Consider the following 16,783-nt stretch of genomic DNA (forward strand, 5'->3'; position numbering starts at 1 on the left):
TGGAGTTGGCACCGACGCCGAAGCCAGAGAGTGCGGTATGAAAATCACCAAGCCCCGTGCTTCACGAGCGGCCCGGAGGCATCTCTGATGCCTACCGATCTGCACTCCGCGAAGCCGGATTCCGCTACCCAGATCGTCCGCAAGAATTTCACCGACACCGTCGTGTCGTCGCTGCGGACCTTCGGGCGTGCGGTCGATCTCGCACAGCAATCGGTCGGCGGCTCGTTCTCCGACATCGCCCGCAGGCAGTTCCAGTGGCGGGAGACCCTCGTGCAGGCCTGGCGCCTGATCACGGTCACCGCCATTCCCGCGATCCTGATGGCGATCCCGTTCGGCGTGATCGTCTCGGTCCAGGTCGGCAACCTGATCCACAGCCTCGGCGCCGACTCCATGCTCGGCGCCACCGGCGGCCTCGGCGTGATCAAGCAGGGCGCGCCCATCGCCACCGGCTTCCTGCTCGGTGGCGCGGGCGCGGCGGCCATCGCGGCCGACCTCGGCGCGCGCACCATCCGCGAGGAGATCGACGCGCTCAACACCATGGGCATCAACCCCGTGCACCGGCTCGTCATCCCGCGCCTGGCCGCCATGCTGCTGGTCGCGCCGATGCTCAATGTGCTGATCATCTTCGTCGGCGTGCTGGCCGGGTACGCGGTCGCCGTCGGCGGTCAGGGCGTGACCCCGGGTAGCTACTGGTCGACGTTCGGTTCGTTCGCGACCGCCGGTGACGTGTGGGTCTCGCTGCTCAAGGCGCTGATCTTCGGCTTCCTGGTCGTGATCATCTCCTGCCAGCGCGGACTGGAAGCCAAGGGCGGACCGCGCGGTGTGGCCGACGCGGTGAACGCGGCGGTGGTGCTCTCGGTGGTCTCGATCGCCATCGTGAACCTCCTCGCAAGCCAGATCAGTGCCATGTTCCTGCCGACGAAGTTGGCGTGATGGCTGCCTCGTCGTACATCCCCACCTCGCTGCACTGGCTGCGCAAGCCCGCCCGCATCGGCAAGCGGATCGTCACCGCCGGTGAATCGCTCGGCTTCGTCGCGGTGTTCGTCTGGCAGGTGCTGTCCTCGGTGCCGCTGACGCTGCGCCGCTACCGGGACGAGACGCTGCGCGCGGTCACCGATATGACCTGGGGACGCGGGTCGATCATCGTCGGCGGCGGCACCGTCCCGATGATGATCGTGCTCGGCCTGGTGATGGGCGCCTCGGTGGGCGTCGAATCGTTCGCCTCACTCGACATGCTCGGCATGGGCCCGGTCACCGGCGTGATCTCGGCCTACGCGACCACCCGCGAGCTGGCCCCGATCGCGGCGGCCATCGGCTTCGCCGCACAGGCGGGCTGCCGGATCACCGCCGAGATCGGCGCGATGCGCATCTCCGAGGAGATCGACGCGATCGAGGCGCTCGGCCTGCGTTCGGTGCCTTACGTCGTCACCACCCGGGTGATCGCCGGCGCCATCGCCATCGTGCCGACCTTCCTGATCGCGCTGATCCTGGCCTACGGCGCCTGCCGCGGGCTGCTCACCATGGTCTACGGGCAGTCGGCCGGTGTGTACGACCACTACTTCTTCCAGTTCATCTCGGGCTTCGACATGATCGCCGCGGTGATCAAGGTGGCCGTGTTCGGCACGGTGGTGATCCTGGTGCACGCCTACTTCGGGTTCTTCGCCACCGGCGGCCCCGAGGGGGTCGGCATCGCCTCCGGTCGCGCGGTGCGCGCCAGCTCGGTGGCCATCATCGCCATCGACATGGTCCTCACGATCATGCTCTGGGGCTTCAACTCGGCGATCAGTTTTACGGGGTGAGAAGAGTAGATGCCTAACTATGGAATGCCCGGCGTCGCGGCCGATCGGCGCACGTCGCGGCTGACCGGCGTGATCATCCTGTCGGTGATCGCGGCCATCGCACTCGCCTACGTCACCTACTCGAATCTGCGCGCCGAAGACGGCCTGCGCATCGCCCTGCACACCGAACACCTCGGTGACGGCATCAGCGCGGGCAGCCAGGTCCGCGTCGACGGCGTGACGGTCGGCGAGGTCGCCGAGGTGACCCCCGGCGAGCGCGGCACCCAGCAGATCGCGCTGCTGCTCGACACCGAGCGACTGGTCGGCATCGACGACAGTCTCGCGATCGACTACGCCCCGACCAACCTGTTCGGCATCGCCGAGATCGAATTGCGCCGTGGCGCGGGCGGTTCGCCGCTGCGCGAGGGCGCGGTCCTCGACCTCACCGGCGCGAACAACGACCGGGTCTACGACGCGACGATGAGTGCCATCCTGCGCAGCCTCTCGCAGGTCGGCATGACCGTGACCAGCCCCCAGATGGCCACCGTCATCTCCCAGCTGGCCGCTGACTTCAAGGCCTTCACCCCGCTGGTGCAGGCCCTGATCACGGTCGCCAAGACCCTCGCCGACAACCAGGACGTGATGCCGTCGGAGCTGTTCGGCAAGCTCGGTCCCGCCTTCGACGGCGGCGGCGAGTTCGCGAGCGCCACCATGAAGGTGATCGACCAGCTCAGCGACATCCGGGTGACCCAGATCGACAAAGAGCGCTACGACATCGGCGTCGGGGTGATCGGCGGCTCCATCCTGCCCGCGCTCACCACCACCGTGAGCACCGCGGGCGGGCACTTCGCCGAGACCACCGACATGCTCGCGCCGATGCTGCTCGCGCTGGCGCAGATGTCGCCGAATCCGAGCCGGACCGGCGCCGATCTCACCGCCCTGCTGCAGAATCTGCGCGGCGCGATGCCCGACAGCCCTAACGGTCCTGTCCTCAATCTCGACGTCGAGCTCAGCGGTGTCCCCGGCATCGCGGTGCCGCTGTTCGGAAAGGCCGGTGGGCGATGAAGATTCGCGGAACCGCACTGCGCCTCGGTGTCTTCAGCCTGGTGATGATCGCCATCCTCGGCATGGTGTTCACCCTGATCAAGCGCCCGGTCGACGGCGACACCGTCGCCCATGACGCACTGTTCACCGACGCCAACGGCCTCAAGGTCGGCAACGACGTGCGGATGTTCGGCGTGCAGGTGGGCAAGATCGAGAAGATCAGCCTCGAAGGCGACAAGGCCAAGGTCGCGATCACGGTCAAGACCGACACCCCGATCTACGACAACTCCAAGCTGGCCATCCGCTACCAGAACCTCACCGGCCAGCGCTATATCGACCTGCAGCAGGCGCCGAAACCGGGCAAGACCATCGCGGCAGGGGCACGGATCGGCGCCAACATGACCGTCCCGTCCTTCGACGTGACCAGTCTGTTCAGCGGCCTCAAGCCGGTGCTCGCCACGCTGTCGCCCGAGGCGATCAACCAGTTCACCGCCAGCATGCTCGCCGTGATCGAGGGCGATGGCACGGGCCTTGGCCCCGCGCTCACCGCGATCGATCAGCTCGCGAGCTACGCTGACGACCGTCAGCAGGTGATCAGCACGCTGATCCACAACTTGTCGGAGCTGTCCGAACGCCACGGCGGCAAGGTCGGCCACCTGGTGCCGCTGCTGGCCCGGCTCACCGACATCTTCGAGGCGATGCAGCGCAATATCGGCGGTGTCGCGCAGTTCGCGATGACCGCGCCCTCGGTGCTGGCGCCGGTGGACCGGTTGCTCGCCTCGCTCGGCCTGGTCGAGGGCGGCGGCGCCGATGTCGACGCGATGATCCGCGCGCTGTTCCCCAATCCACAGGAAGCCGTCGAGGTGTTCGGCAAGCTCCCCGGTCTGCTGGCCACGGTCGACGCCTCGCTCGCGCGCGGTTTCGCCGACTTCACGCCGCACTGCAGCAACGGCGCCGCCGAGGTGCCCGCGCCGCTACAGGTGCTGATCGCCGGACAGAAGGTCACCGTATGCAACCGCTGAAGAAGCTCGCCGCGCTGTTCGCCGGTGATCGCCCGATCCCCGATGAAGCGGGCAAACTCGCACGGGAACTGCGGATGGGGATCATCGGCCTGAGCCTGGTCGTGCTGTTCATCATCGCCGCGGGCGTGGTGTATGTGGTGCCGCTGGGCAAGAACACCTATACCGCCGAGCTCAGCGAAGCGCAGTCGGTGCGCGAGGGCGACGACGTGCGCCTGGCCGGCATCTCGGTGGGCAGCGTCACCTCGCTGGAACTGAAGCCCGACAAGGTGCTCATGCGGTTCACCGTGAAAAACGATGTCTTCGTGGGTGATCAGACGTCCCTGGATGTCCGCATGCTCACCGTGGTCGGCGGTCACTACGTGGCGCTCTACCCCGCGGGTTCGAAGCCGCTGGGGGACAAGGCGATTCCCGCTGATCGAATCCGCTTGCCCTACAGCCTGATCGAGACCTTCCAGGACGCGACCGCGCCGCTGGCCGCCGTCGACGGCGACACCGTGCGCAACAACCTGGCCGCCGCGAACTCCGCGATCGCGACCTCGCCCGAAGCCCTGCGCACCACGCTCGACACCGTCGGCAAGTACGTCGACATGCTCGATCGTCAGCGCTCGCAGGTGTCGAAGTCGATCGCGGTCGTCGACGAGTACATCACCATGTACGACGGCGCCAAGGCGGATCTGGGCAGGCTGATGGACAACGTCAACATGCTCGAAGACGTGCTGCTGAGCAAGCGGGCCGAAATGGCCGAAGCGGTTCGGTTGCTCACCTCGGTGGTGAATCGCCTGGCGGGACTCGCCCCGACCTGGGACTCCACCCTGAAGCCGCAGGTGCAGGCGCTGGCCGACGCGCTGCCGAGGCTCGGGGAACTCAGCAGTCAGCTCGAGCCCGTCATCGGCACGGTCGGTGCGCTGCAGACCAAGTTGTCGCAGCTGGCGACCCCTGAGGCCGGTGTGGTCGTCGACCAGTCGAGCGCCCGCGTGTGCGTACCGCTGCCCGGGAAGGCGTGCTGATGCTGAAACGACTACTCGGATCCCAGGCGTTCATGTCGATCGCCGGCGTCGCGGTGCTCGTGGCGCTGGTCACCGGCGGCTACTTCATCGCCTTCGATCCGCTGAAGAAGACCGAATCCTATTGCGCGCTCATGCCCGACGCGATCGGCCTCTACCCGGGTAACCACGTCACCATGCGCGGCATGGATGTCGGCGAGGTGACCGCGGTGCGCAACGAGGGCGCCAAGGTCCGCGTCGAGTTCGAGGTCGACGCCGAATTCGACGTCAACTCCGACGCTTCCGCCACCACCGTCGCGTATTCGGTGGCGGCGGACCGCAATCTGGCGGTGCTCACCACCGGCAAGGCCGCGCCGCCGCTCGCGGGGGGCTGCATCACCAAAACGCTGACACCCAAGAGCATCACCGAAACGCTCACGGCGCTGGCGAGCCTGTCCGACGAACTCTCCGGCGGCACCGCGGGTGCGCCGAGCGCGCTGTCGGACGGCCTGTCCTCGCTCAACCGCGCCACCGAGGGCACCGGCCCGACGGTCAACGAACTCATCCACAAGCTCGGTTCGGCGATGAACAAGCCCGACGCCGACATCGGCCATCTCGCCAGTCTTTTCGACGCGTTCGCCTCGGTCTCGAACCGGGTCTCCGCGAACTGGGGCGACCTGCAGACGATGCTGGTCCGGCTGGCCCCGCTGCTCAACATGGCCTCCGACGACCTGCTCGGCCCGGCCACCTCGCTGTTCGACGGTCTCGGCGAGCTGTTGCCGATGCTCAACGATGTCGCCGTCATTCTCGGTGATCCGTTGATCGGCGCGCTCGACGACGTGGTCCCGCTGGTGAAGTTGTTGCGCGCCAACGTCGGATCGCTCAGCGAGATCGTGGCGAAGATGCCCGCGCTCGCCTCCGCCTTCCGCAGCGCCACCGATCCCGCGGGCGGCACCGCGATCACCTACGCGCCGCCGAAGGTCGCCTTGCCCGTCGGTGAGGCCGACCAGGTGTGCGGCGCGGTGAACGAGCTGATTCCGGGGCAGTGCCCCGACCCGGCGCAGGGACTGGCCGATGTGAATCTCGTGCAGGTTGTGCTGGGAATGGCAGGTGCTCGATGAACACCCGAAAGATGTTGCGCCGCAGCGCGGTCGCACTCGTCGTCGCGGCCGGACTCGCGGTCGGCGGCTGCGGTTTCGACCCCGCGGAAGTGCCCGTCCCCGGCTCGACCGTCAGCGGTTCGACCTATCGTGTGCAGATCGAGTTCAGCAGCGCGCTGAACCTGCCCGCCAAGTCGAAGGTGATCGCCAACGGCGCCGAGATCGGCATCGTCGACGGTGTGCGGGTGGTCCAGCCCGCCGATGCGCCCGCGGGCCGCGGCGGTTACGTCATCGTCGAGGCCGACATCCTCGACACCGTGCAGCTGCCGGCGAAGTCCATCGCCGAACTGCGCCAGGACACCATCCTCGGCGACATCCATCTCTCGCTCACCACTCCGAAGGACGGCTTCGGCGACCTGCTGCGCGACGGCGGCACCATCCCGATCGAGCGCACGAAACCGCCTGTGCAGCTGGAAGACACGATGGCCACCATGGCGCTGTTCGTGCAGGGCGGTGCGATCGGTCAGCTGCAGGAGATGCTCGGCCGGATCAACTCGGTGATGCCACCCGATCCCAAGGAAACCGCGCGCATCTCGGCGGTGATGGGCGCCGACGCCGCCGACCTGGCGGCCCATCTCGACCAGGTCGACCTGCTGGTCAACGGGCTGAGCCGGAATGCGGCGATCCTGCACGACGACACCGAAGAAGCGCTGACCAGCATCCTCACTCCCGAGGCCGTCGCGTCGCTGACGGGCACCCAGGATTCGATCGCCAAGACGATGAAGATCTTCGACGCGCTCGGCCCGGTGGGTTCCTCGCTCACCTGGCTGGCCCCGATCGCGAACTCCGGTGATGCCGCCGCGTCGGCGTTCCTGCCGCTGGCCACCGGCGGTTCGGCCGACCTGCGCTCCTCGACCAACATGGCGCTGCTCACCGCGCTGCTGCGCGACAAGATCATTCCCTTCGTCGAGAACGGCCCGAAGGTGAACGTCACCGGCGTCCAGGTATCCGAGGAAGACCAGGTGGCGCAGATCGTCACCGCGCTGCGGATGATCGGAATGGTGCGATGAAGATCGGTGCACTGGCCTCCCTCGGCGGCATCGCCGCCATCACCGTGCTCGGCGCGAGCTACCTGACCTTCGGGGTGGTGCGCGTCGACCCGTTCGCCGACTACACCGCGGCCTCGATCGAGATCGCGAATTCCGGTGGCCTCAGTGTCGGTTCGCCGATCCTGCTGACCGGCATCGAGATCGGCGAGGTCACCGGCGTCGACACCTCGGCGAGCGGTCGGGTGCAGGTCGGCTTCCGGTTCGGCGCCGACCACAAGGTGCCGATGAGCAGCGTCGTCACCATCGAGCACCTGTCCTCCCTCGGCGAGCCGTACGTGCAGTTCGTGCCGCGCGACGCGAACGGTCCCTATCTCACCGACGGACAGCGCCTGTCCGGGGAGAACGTGCGCACCCCGATGTCGATCCCCGAGGTCGCGCGGCTGGTCACCAAGACCGTCGAGCAGCTCGATCCCGCGGTCGTCGGCTCCCTGGTCGACACCCTCGGCACGGCGATGGTCGGCACCGAGAATGTCGTCCCCGAGCTGGCGAGGGCGGGCGACCTGCTCGCCGCCGCGCTCATGAGCCGCGCACCGGCGATCGGCGAGTTGCAGAACAACTTCGAGTACGTTTCCGGTGACATCGGCTGGGCCGGACCGGCCACCTCGGCCGCCGCGCCCGCCTTCATCCGGTTGAGCCAGGTGATCGACCAGTTCGTCGAATCGGTCGGCCGGGCCACCGAAGGCGATCCGCGGATCTACGTGCGCGACGGTGGTCTGGTGCCGTTGCTCGAGCAGCTCAGCGCCAAGCTGAACGAGCTCGGCCCCGAGCTCTCCGCCCTGCTGCCCGGACTGCGCCCACTCACCGAATCGGTGACCGCGACCGCTCCGCAGCTCGATCTGAGCGCACTGATCGCGCAGGCTCTGCACAACACCGACGCCGACGCGGTGAAGGTGCGGGTCGCGATCAAGTGAACATCCGGCAACCATCGGATATAGGTATCTGCCCTGGCCAGTGGTTGTTCCGTCGAGCAGAGCGATCTGCGAGCAACCGTACGGTAGCGTGACCGAACGAGGGGAGACCTGGTCCGCGGCAAAGGCGGTGCGATGGCAGAGAGCAGCGAGGGTCCACAAACACGGACCGGCAGCAGTACTCGGATGATCGCGATCGCGGCGGTACTCGCCGCGATACTCGCGCTGGTGGTCGCGCTCGGCCTGGTGATGCGCGCCGATCAGGGTGGTGACGACAACCCGTCGGTGAACCCGATGGGATCCGACGCCAACGGTCTCCCGATCGCCGGGACCGATCAGGACCAGGAATTCGCACCCCCGTGGCCGGCCAGGCGGGTCGGCGGGAACTGCTCGGCCGGTGGCATCGTCGCGCATTGGCGCGTCCACGACGACGGCAGCTGGCAGTGCACGGTGACCACCCCCGACGCCCTGCCCCCGGCAGCGGCCCCCGCGCCGCCACCACCTCCGCCCCCGCCGCCCGGAACCGAACCCGCCCCCGGGCCCGTGCCTGTCGAGGCACCTGCGCCCCCGCCCGCGTTCGAGCCCCCGCCTCCGCCGCCTGCCTACGAGCCGCCCGCCTACGAGCCGCCGCCCCCGCCCGAGCCGCCGCCCCCGGTCTTCGAACCCGAACCCGCCCCGGCGCCGCCCCCGCCTCCTCCGCCGCCCCCTGTCCTGCAACTGCCGTTCCCCCTCCCGCCGATCCTGCTCCCACCGGCGGCAGCCGTCCGGCCCTGACCGGCGGCGGGTCGATCCCCGTGCGCCGCCGATGTCGGTGAGACTGGTCAGCTATGGACCAGTTGGTGCTGACTCTGGTGATCCTGCTCGCGGCCGTGCTCGCCGAACCACTCGGCGCGCGCCTCGGTCTCGCGCCGTCGATCCTGATGACAGTGTTCGGCTGCCTGCTCGCGCTGATTCCGGCCGTGCCCAGCTTGCACATCCCGCCCGAGCTGATCCTGCCCCTGGTCCTGCCGCCACTGCTCTACGCCGCCGCGCGCCGCACGTCATGGCGGCAGTTCGCGGAGAACTGGCAGATCATCGCGTTGCGCGCGGTGGGGCTCGTGATCGTCACCGCGATCGCGGTCACCGCGGTCTTCCACGCGTGGAATCCCGCCACCGCGGTCGCCGCGGGCCTGGTGCTCGGTGCCCTGGTCGCACCACCCGACCCGGTCGCGGCCACGTCCATGGCGGGCAGCCTAGGCCTGCCACGCCGATTGATCGTGACCCTCGGCGGCGAAGGGCTGTTCAACGACGTCACCGCGATCGTCATCTACACGGTCGGAATCCAGGCAGTGGTCACCGGCCTGTTCTCGCCGTGGCACGCGCTCGGTGACTTCGCGATCGCCGCGGTGGTCGGCGTCGCCGTCGGCCTGCTGCTCGGCTGGCTGGGCAGCAAGCTCACCAAGTATCTGGACACGGCCACCGGTCAGGTCGCGGTGAGCCTGCTGTTGCCCTTCGCCGCCTACGGCATCGCCGAGCACTGGGAGGGCTCGGCGGTCCTCGCGGTGCTGGTCTGCGCGCTGTACCTCACCGATGCCGTCACCGAAATCGGCGACCGCGACTATCGCCTGGTCGCCGACTCGTTCTGGGACATCACCGAAATGCTCATCACCGGTTTCGCCTTCGCCCTGATCGGCCTCGAACTGCGGGTGGTCATCGACACCACCGGACACAACTGGCCGGGACTGGCCGGGGTCACCGCCGCGGTGATCGTGGTCGTCGTCGGATTGCGCCTGGCTTGGCTGATGGCGACCTGGGCGATCAGCAGCAAACTGCCCAACACCGACGAACCGTTCACCTGGCGCGAGGTGATCGTCACCTGGTGGGCGGGCATGCGCGGGGTCGCGACGGTGGCGCTGGCACTGGCCGTGCCGTTCACCCTCGACACCGGCGCCGACTTCCCCGCCCGCTCGGAGATCCTGTTCATCGCGTTCGCGGTCGTGCTGTTCACCCTGCTCGTACAGGGCCCGACCCTCCCACTGGTGGTCCGCCTCACCGGGGTGCACGCCGACACCCGCCAGGAACGCGCCGTCGAACAGGCGCTCTGGACCAGGGTCGTCAACGCCGAACTCACCGAACTCAAAGCGATCGCCGCCCGCGACAACCTCCCGGAGGACGTCTACGAGGATCTCAAGGCGCTGCTGCGTCGGCTGTCCGCCAAAGCCGATCCCGAGGCGGCCGACGCCGACGCGAAAGCCGCGCTGGACAAGGAACGCAAACTCGCCTCCCAGATGCGTGCGGTCCGCGCAGCCGTCACCGAGGCAGGCCGTCGCGAAGCCCAAGCCGCTCGTCGCGAACCCGGCATGCCCCCGGATGTTGTCGACCGAGTCACCCGCCGGCTCGACCTCGGCCCGATGCATTGACGGCGCACTGCCCGTTTGTCAGTCGCGAGCCGACCTGCTCGGAGCTCAGCCGATTCCCAGCGAGTCTGTGGCAGCCCCGATTCCGTAGGTGATCGCCATGGCCAGCGCGCCGCCGACCACCACTCGCAGCACCGCGCGTCCGAGATTGCTACCGCCGAGCCGCGCACTCACCGACCCGGTGATCGCGAGGGCGATCAGCACCGCGGCGAACGTCACCGGTACCCGCCATCCGGTGGGCGGCAAAACGATCGCCAGCAACGGCAGCAGCGCACCGCAGGTGAACGCGATCGCCGAGGAGATCGCGGCCGCCCACGGGTTGGTCAGCGAGCGCGGGTCGATGCCGAGTTCGGCCTCCGCGTGCGCGGTGAACGCGTCGTGGGCGGTGAGCTCGGCGGCCACGGTGCGCGCGGTGGCCGGGCTGAGGCCCTTCTTCTCGTAGATCCCGGCCAGCTCGGCCAGTTCGAAATCGGGTTCGTCGGCCAGTTCTCGGCGTTCCTTGGCGAGCAGCGCCTTCTCCGAATCCCGCTGAGTGCTCACCGACACGTATTCGCCCGCGGCCATCGAGATCGCCCCCGCCACCAGTCCCGCGATGCCCGCGGTGAGGATCGTCTGGGCGTTGTTCGTGGTCGCGGCGACACCGACGACCAACCCGGCGGTGGAAACGATGCCGTCGTTCGCGCCGAGCACTCCGGCACGCAACCAGTTCAACCGGGTCGCGAGACCTTCGGTATGCGGCTCGTGCGGATGACCTGACCGGGGCGCATCCCCGGCCTGCCTCGGACGACTGTTCTCTGCGGGCGAGTCCGGCACCCGCTCAGCCTAGTCGGGACAACCAGCAGATCATCGGCTCGCCGCGGAGAAGTCGGCCACCGCTCAGTTCCGTCGGGTAACCGGGGAATCAGCAGTGGCCGCCATGGCCGCGCGCAGTGTGTCGGCCAGACGTACCGCGAGCGCGATCACGGTCAACGTCGGATTGACGTGCCCGTTCGTCGGAAAGACCGAACTGCCCGCGATGTAGAGGTTGTCCACCCCGTGCACCCGGCAGTGCTGGTCCACGACCCCGTGCCGTGGGTCGGCCGACATCCGGGTGGTGCCACTGGGATGCGCGCAGTCGGTGAGCGGTAGGGAATCGGTGCTGTCGGGCAACGCCGCGGGAACTACTTGCGGCGCGGGCAAGCCGATCCGGGCGAACTCGCCCGCGAGCAATGCTGTCGCCCGGCGCACCGTCCGATCCTCCTGATCGCTGATCCGCCAGTCCACCTGCGGCAGCGGCATTCCCAGCGGGTCGGTGCGCGTCGAGAGCCGTACCCGGCTGTCGGCGTCCGGTGTCTGCTCCACTACAGCCCGCACCTCGACATGGACCAGCCGGTGTGGCAACCCGACACCGTCGACCGATCCGCGCCGCGCACCGCTGGCTAGAAACCCGTTGTCGGACAGCAAGTTTCGCAGGTCCTGCCACCGAACCCGGCCGCGCAGCAACCGCTTCGCCGAGTCCCACGGATCGTCGTCGTCGGTGATCTCCTGCAACCACAGCGCACAGTTCACCAGCGACTCGCGCCGCTGCACCGAGGGCGACAACGCCATCCCGTGCAGAAAGGTGTGCTTACCTCGCGCGCTCTTCACGACGTACTTGCCGAACCGGTCGAGCGCTGCCCGGGCCTGCGCGGGGCGCAGCGTCGCGACCACTCCGCTGCGATGATCGATCAGGCATCGCCCCACCTGGTCGTACCGATTCCCGATCCCGCCGACGACGGTGCGTCGCGATGCCAGCAGCAGCCGTGGTGTCGCGATTCCACCAGCGGCCAGCACGAACACCCGCGCCTCCACGGTGCGTACACGGCCACCCGCTCCGGTCACCTCGACCGAATTCACATGCGCGCCGGTGGTATCGGTATCGATATGGGTGACCGTCGCGTTCACCAGTACCCGCGCGGTCGGCGCGACGATGTCACGCACCCGCGGTCCCCACCGTTTGCAGTCGAGCCGGTTGGCCGGGTCGCGGCTGAACTGCCAGAAGTAGGGGCGCAGCGCGGCGGTGTCGAGCGCGTCGGCGGGTGCTTGCCGCCCGGCCAGCGGCCAGAATTCGCGCTCGGTGAAGCCGGTGCCGTGCCCGAGCCCGGCGTGCGCGGCGGCGCGTTCGGCGAAGGGGCGCAGTGCGCCCGCGTCGATCGGCCAGCCGGACCGGGTGACCCAGGGCCGATGGGCGAAGTCGAGATCGTCGAGCACGCCGCAGCGCCCTGCCCAGGTGTGTGAGCTGCCGCCGAGCACCCGGTTTCCCGCGATCCGGTGCGGTTCCGCGCGGGGTGCGCCGATGTTCTCGATCGCGGCGAATGCTGTGTCGTCCGCGGTGATCTCGTGTCCGCCGCTCTCCAGCACCAGTACCCGCAGTCCGGCGGCGGCGAGTTCGGTGGCCACCGTCAGGCCCGCGGGGCCAGACCCGATGACGCAGATCTGGGTGCGCAACGCGTCGTCACCGACGGTGCGCAGATCCTCGACAAGCATCGGCGGTCCTCTCACCGGCGGTGCCCCCGCACCGCTGATCCCACTGTAAGAGCAGCGCCATCGTGTGTCAGTCGGTCTCGCAATGCTGATTGACAAAAGCCCTGATGTACCCGGCGGATTGGCGCACATACATATACGACCAGAACCCCAGCCCCGATTCCGACGGGCTGGCGACCATGGTGATCTCGCCGTCGTAGCACTTCTCGACGATGTACCTCGCGCGCGACACGTGCGGCGTGAAGGTGACCACGATGATGTGGTTCCACCCGTAGATCTTTGCGCGCCGGACGATTTCGCGCGCCTCACCATCGGTGGTCCACGGGTCGGGCACGAAACACGAGACACGGAAGGCGAATCGGCCGCCGCAGTATTTGTCCATCATCGGGTCATCGGCGCCGGTGGACTGCGAGATCAGCACCTCGGGGGCGAGGCCGCGCTCGGCGAGTTCGATGCCGAGGTCGAACCGCTCGTACGGGGTGCCACCGAGCACCACGATCACATCGGCGGGCCGCAGCGGGTCGATCTGGGGATGCACGAAGACCGGCCAGCCGGCGAATGCGGCAGCGAGCACGGTGACCAGTGCGCCGACGAGCAACCATCCCGCACGCCGAAAGATCGACACGGCACCGACGATACCGAAATCTCGACGACGGCCGCCGGGCCCGCGATCGAGGCGGGGACACGCTCTTCTGCGGCGGTCCTTCGCCAGGCACACTGGAGCCCATGACCGATACCGCCGTTGCCCCCGAACACCTCGACGTCGTCATCGTCGGCGCCGGGTTGTCCGGCATCGGGGCAGCTTACCGGCTGCAGACCGAGCACCCGCATCGCAGCTACGCCGTCCTGGAGGCGCGCGCCGACCTCGGCGGCACCTGGGACCTCTTCCGCTACCCGGGCATCCGCTCGGATTCGGACATGTTCACCCTCGGCTACCCGTTCAAGCCGTGGCGCGCTGCCCGCTCCATCGCCGACGGCGCCGCGATCCTGGACTACATCCGCGAGACCGCGCAGGAGAACGGCATCGACCGGCACATTCGCTTCGGTGCGCGGGTGATCGGCGCGGATTGGTCATCGGCGCAGGCCCACTGGCGGCTCACCATCGCCCACGAGGGCCCCGACGGTCCCGAGCTGAGCACTCTGACCTGCGGTTTCCTCTACGCGTGCGCCGGCTACTACGACTACCAGCAGCCACACGCCCCCGAGTTCGCCGGCCGCGACACCTTCGCGGGCACCGTCGTGCACCCGCAGTTCTGGCCTGCCGACCTCGACACCCGTGACAAGCGGATCGTCGTCATCGGCAGCGGCGCCACCGCCGTCACCCTGGTGCCCAACCTCGCGGCCGACGCCGCCCACGTCACCATGTTGCAGCGCAGCCCCACCTGGATCAGCGCCGTCCCCGGCCGTGACAAGCAGGCCGACAAGATCCGCAACCTGCTGCCCGCGGGTGTGGCCCACCGGCTGATCCGGACCAAGAACATCCTGTTCAACATCGGTTTCTACCAGTTCTGCCGCCGTCGTCCCGCCGCCGCGCGCAAGCTGCTCACCGACCTCACCACCCGCATCCTCAAGGACGACAAACTCGTCGCCGAACACTTCACACCCGACTACGACCCATGGGATCAGCGCCTGTGCGCCGCCCCCGACGCCGACTTCTTCAAGGCGATGAAAAAGGGCAAGGCCTCGGTGGTCACCAACCAGATCGACGCCTTCGTGCCGGAGGGGATCCGGCTGGTATCGGGGGAGACGCTGCCCGCCGACATCGTGGTCACCGCCACCGGCCTGCGCCTGTTGGCCTTCGGCGGCATCGCGCCGTCGGTCGACGGCACCCCCGTGCCGCTGGCCGACCAGTTCGTCTGGCAGGGAGCCATGCTCACCGGCTTGCCCAACTTCGCCATCTGCGTCGGCTACACCAACGCGTCCTGGACGCTGCGCGCCGACCTCACCTCCCGTTTGGTCTGCAAAGTCCTCACCCACCTCGACCGCACCGGCAACGCCGCGGTCGTCCCCGAACCCAAGGGCGCGCTCGCCGAACGCCCGCTGCTCGATCTGAACGCCGGCTACGTCCTGCGCTCGATCGCGGCGTTCCCTCGTCAGGGCGACCGTCATCCGTGGCGGGTCAGGCAGAACTACCTGCTCGACGCGCTGATCACGCTGCGCACCGACCTCGGCAAAACCCTGCGGCCGGTGCCCCGTCGAGTAGGAGAGTTCACCCGCAACGGGTGAGGCGCGGGGCTTGTCGGGTTTCTACCGTTGTCGTGTGCCGTGGTGGCACGTGGCATTGACCTGACGGGAAAGGCCCAGCGATGACAGACACGAATCAGCACCAGCTGCGCAACGGAATCGCGGCAGGAACCTCCATCGGCGCTGGCATCCTGCTGGCGGTTGTCGGTGTCCTGCAGATTTTCCAGGGAATCTCCGCGGTCGCCAACGACGATCTCATCGTTGTCGGACCGGAGTACACCTACCAGTTCGACCTCACCAGCTGGGGCTGGTGGCACATCGTTCTCGGCGCGATCGCGGTCATCGTCGCGATCGGCCTGCTGGCAGGCCAGACCTGGGGGCGGGTTTCGGCCATGGTGATCGCCGCACTGTCGATCATCGCCAACTTCCTGTGGCTGCCGTACTACCCGTGGTGGTCGATCCTGATCATCGCCGTCGACATCGTGGTGATCTGGGCGGTGGCCACCTGGCGACCGAACAACGCCTGAGCTGTCCTGACCCATCCGACCAACGCCGCCCCGGATCATCGAGGCGGCGTTGGTCGTCTCAGTAGTCGAGCGCCGTATGCCCCGCCTCGGCGTCGCCGAGCGTGTGGATCAGATGCGACGAGAGCCGTTCGCCCAGGACCGCGAGCTCGGCTTTCTGCGGAGCGTCGAGTCCGTCGAGTACCAGCTTGCGCACCGCGACCAGGTAGTCCGGCGTCGCCTCCACCACCTTGGCCTGCCCGCTTTCGGTGAGTACCGCGTCGATCCCGCGTCCTGATTCGGTCGCTTCCCGCCGCGCCCAGCCCACTCGCTCCAGCTTCGACACCACGTGGGAGAGCCGCGAGATGGACCCGTGTCCCCGGGCCGCGAGCGTGCTCAACCGCATCCGCCGTCGCGGCGCCTCGTGGAGCAGGGCCATGACCCGGTACTCGAAATGGGTTACCCCGAACTCCCGTTGTAGTCGTGAATCGAGTGCGCTCGGTACGCGCATCGAGAGGGTGACCACCGCGCTCCAGGCGCGACGCTCGACCGAGTCGAAATCCTCTATCACCTCGGCCTGCCTTCCACCCAAATGGTAGCCACAAAATTGCTGAACGATGGCAAACTGTATATCGGAGGGGGGTTGCTGTCCATGCTTGTCGCGTCATGACGCCAGGTAAACCGTGTGTTATAGATCATCCACGGCCTGGACGAATGATCAGTTGCCGCCTGATCGCCGATCATTCGCCCTCGCCGATCGCGAGGGTCGCCGGCGATCGCACGGCTCTAACCCGCAGTGGCGTGATGGGTGTGACCTGGGGAAATACCGAATCTTCCAGGCGATTTGACTTCGTGTTGGTCGGCACGTAACTTTATTCGAGTCAGAGCGACACGGACACCGACTCAGCCGCCCAGCGGCCGAGACACGAGGTAGGACGATGAGCGCCTGACTGACTGCGTGTTCAGACGGACTCGGTACGGATTTGCTTCCGGCTGGTTGTCTGAGCTAAGTTTGAACCCTTGCCTCACCGAAACCCTGACGAGAAGTTGTGGGTAGAAGTGTGTGCGTGTGTTCTTTGAGAACTCAATAGTGTGTCGATGAATGTCAGTGCCAATATTTATATTGGTTCCAGCCTTCGCGTACCCCCCGGTCGTGGAAGGTTGGACATTGAAAAACAACAGCGAAAACTTTTTTGCTGGTGTTTGGCTTTGCTAGATTTTCGGACTCTAGTTTAGATAGTTTTGATTCGCTCT

16 protein-coding genes are annotated in these 16,783 nt (G+C 67.7%); 12 read left to right on the forward strand and 4 right to left on the reverse strand.

All coding sequences use genetic code 11. The annotated features are described in order from the left end of the window. Positions 1–87 precede the first annotated feature (87 nt). The 10 genes from ACFTS5_RS33015 to ACFTS5_RS33060 all read left to right on the forward strand — a co-directional run bounded on the left by ACFTS5_RS33015 (position 88) and on the right by ACFTS5_RS33060 (position 10,343). The gene (locus tag ACFTS5_RS33015) at positions 88–933 is read left to right on the forward strand and encodes an ABC transporter permease (RefSeq protein ID WP_063006068.1); all 846 of its coding nucleotides are present in this window, start codon (positions 88–90) and stop codon (positions 931–933) included. After that, positions 933–1,799: an ABC transporter permease gene (locus ACFTS5_RS33020; protein ID WP_328659724.1), complete on the forward strand. Its 867-nt coding sequence runs from the start codon at positions 933–935 to the stop codon at positions 1,797–1,799. The genes ACFTS5_RS33015 and ACFTS5_RS33020 overlap by 1 nt, the downstream gene beginning before the upstream one ends. A gap of 9 nt (positions 1,800–1,808) precedes the next feature. Further along, positions 1,809–2,843 carry an MlaD family protein gene (locus ACFTS5_RS33025; protein ID WP_378638971.1) on the forward strand — a complete coding sequence of 345 codons (1,035 nt, stop codon included), beginning with the start codon at positions 1,809–1,811 and terminating at the stop codon, positions 2,841–2,843. Then, on the forward strand, positions 2,840–3,844 hold the full coding sequence (locus tag ACFTS5_RS33030; protein WP_378638974.1) for an MlaD family protein: 1,005 nt from the start codon (positions 2,840–2,842) through the stop codon (positions 3,842–3,844). Before ACFTS5_RS33025 ends, ACFTS5_RS33030 begins: the two co-directional genes overlap by 4 nt. Then, complete coding sequence (locus ACFTS5_RS33035; RefSeq protein WP_378638976.1) at positions 3,832–4,851, forward strand: MlaD family protein; 1,020 nt, start codon at positions 3,832–3,834, stop codon at positions 4,849–4,851. Before ACFTS5_RS33030 ends, ACFTS5_RS33035 begins: the two co-directional genes overlap by 13 nt. Then, the gene (locus ACFTS5_RS33040) at positions 4,851–5,948 is read left to right on the forward strand and encodes an MlaD family protein (protein ID WP_378638979.1); all 1,098 of its coding nucleotides are present in this window, start codon (positions 4,851–4,853) and stop codon (positions 5,946–5,948) included. The genes ACFTS5_RS33035 and ACFTS5_RS33040 overlap by 1 nt, the downstream gene beginning before the upstream one ends. Next, positions 5,945–6,997, forward strand: coding sequence for an MlaD family protein (locus ACFTS5_RS33045; RefSeq protein ID WP_378638982.1), 1,053 nt, complete (start codon positions 5,945–5,947; stop codon positions 6,995–6,997). Before ACFTS5_RS33040 ends, ACFTS5_RS33045 begins: the two co-directional genes overlap by 4 nt. Continuing rightward, a complete protein-coding gene (locus tag ACFTS5_RS33050; protein WP_378638984.1) occupies positions 6,994–7,947 on the forward strand; it encodes an MlaD family protein in 954 nt (317 codons plus the stop codon). The genes ACFTS5_RS33045 and ACFTS5_RS33050 overlap by 4 nt, the downstream gene beginning before the upstream one ends. A 132-nt stretch (positions 7,948–8,079) precedes the next feature. Further along, positions 8,080–8,718 carry a hypothetical protein gene (locus ACFTS5_RS33055; protein WP_378638987.1) on the forward strand — a complete coding sequence of 213 codons (639 nt, stop codon included), beginning with the start codon at positions 8,080–8,082 and terminating at the stop codon, positions 8,716–8,718. A 53-nt stretch (positions 8,719–8,771) separates the two neighbouring features. Beyond that, positions 8,772–10,343: a Na+/H+ antiporter gene (locus ACFTS5_RS33060; protein WP_378638990.1), complete on the forward strand. Its 1,572-nt coding sequence runs from the start codon at positions 8,772–8,774 to the stop codon at positions 10,341–10,343. 45 nt (positions 10,344–10,388) lie between these two features. Here ACFTS5_RS33060 and ACFTS5_RS33065 read toward each other — a convergent pair whose 3' ends face one another. From ACFTS5_RS33065 to ACFTS5_RS33075, 3 genes are all read right to left on the reverse strand, one after another. Next, positions 10,389–11,051 carry a VIT family protein gene (locus ACFTS5_RS33065; protein WP_378638993.1) on the reverse strand — a complete coding sequence of 221 codons (663 nt, stop codon included), beginning with the start codon at positions 11,049–11,051 and terminating at the stop codon, positions 10,389–10,391. A gap of 165 nt (positions 11,052–11,216) precedes the next feature. Then, positions 11,217–12,845 carry a GMC oxidoreductase gene (locus tag ACFTS5_RS33070; protein ID WP_378638996.1) on the reverse strand — a complete coding sequence of 543 codons (1,629 nt, stop codon included), beginning with the start codon at positions 12,843–12,845 and terminating at the stop codon, positions 11,217–11,219. Positions 12,846–12,912: 67 nt separating this feature from the next. After that, positions 12,913–13,467 carry a YdcF family protein gene (locus tag ACFTS5_RS33075; protein ID WP_378638999.1) on the reverse strand — a complete coding sequence of 185 codons (555 nt, stop codon included), beginning with the start codon at positions 13,465–13,467 and terminating at the stop codon, positions 12,913–12,915. Between the two features lie 101 nt (positions 13,468–13,568). On the opposite strand from ACFTS5_RS33075, the gene ACFTS5_RS33080 reads away from it, so the two are divergent. Together ACFTS5_RS33080 and ACFTS5_RS33085 are read left to right on the forward strand one after the other, a co-directional pair. Then, on the forward strand, positions 13,569–15,068 hold the full coding sequence (locus ACFTS5_RS33080) for a flavin-containing monooxygenase (protein ID WP_378639001.1): 1,500 nt from the start codon (positions 13,569–13,571) through the stop codon (positions 15,066–15,068). A gap of 80 nt (positions 15,069–15,148) precedes the next feature. Next, the gene (locus tag ACFTS5_RS33085) at positions 15,149–15,553 is read left to right on the forward strand and encodes a hypothetical protein (protein WP_378639002.1); all 405 of its coding nucleotides are present in this window, start codon (positions 15,149–15,151) and stop codon (positions 15,551–15,553) included. A gap of 58 nt (positions 15,554–15,611) precedes the next feature. Here ACFTS5_RS33085 and ACFTS5_RS33090 read toward each other — a convergent pair whose 3' ends face one another. Further along, positions 15,612–16,100, reverse strand: coding sequence for a MarR family winged helix-turn-helix transcriptional regulator (locus tag ACFTS5_RS33090; RefSeq protein WP_378639005.1), 489 nt, complete (start codon positions 16,098–16,100; stop codon positions 15,612–15,614). Positions 16,101–16,783 lie beyond the last annotated feature (683 nt).

Origin of the sequence: Nocardia sp. NPDC056952 (genome assembly GCF_042674185.1) — a bacterium.
GTDB lineage: Bacteria > Actinomycetota > Actinomycetes > Mycobacteriales > Mycobacteriaceae > Nocardia.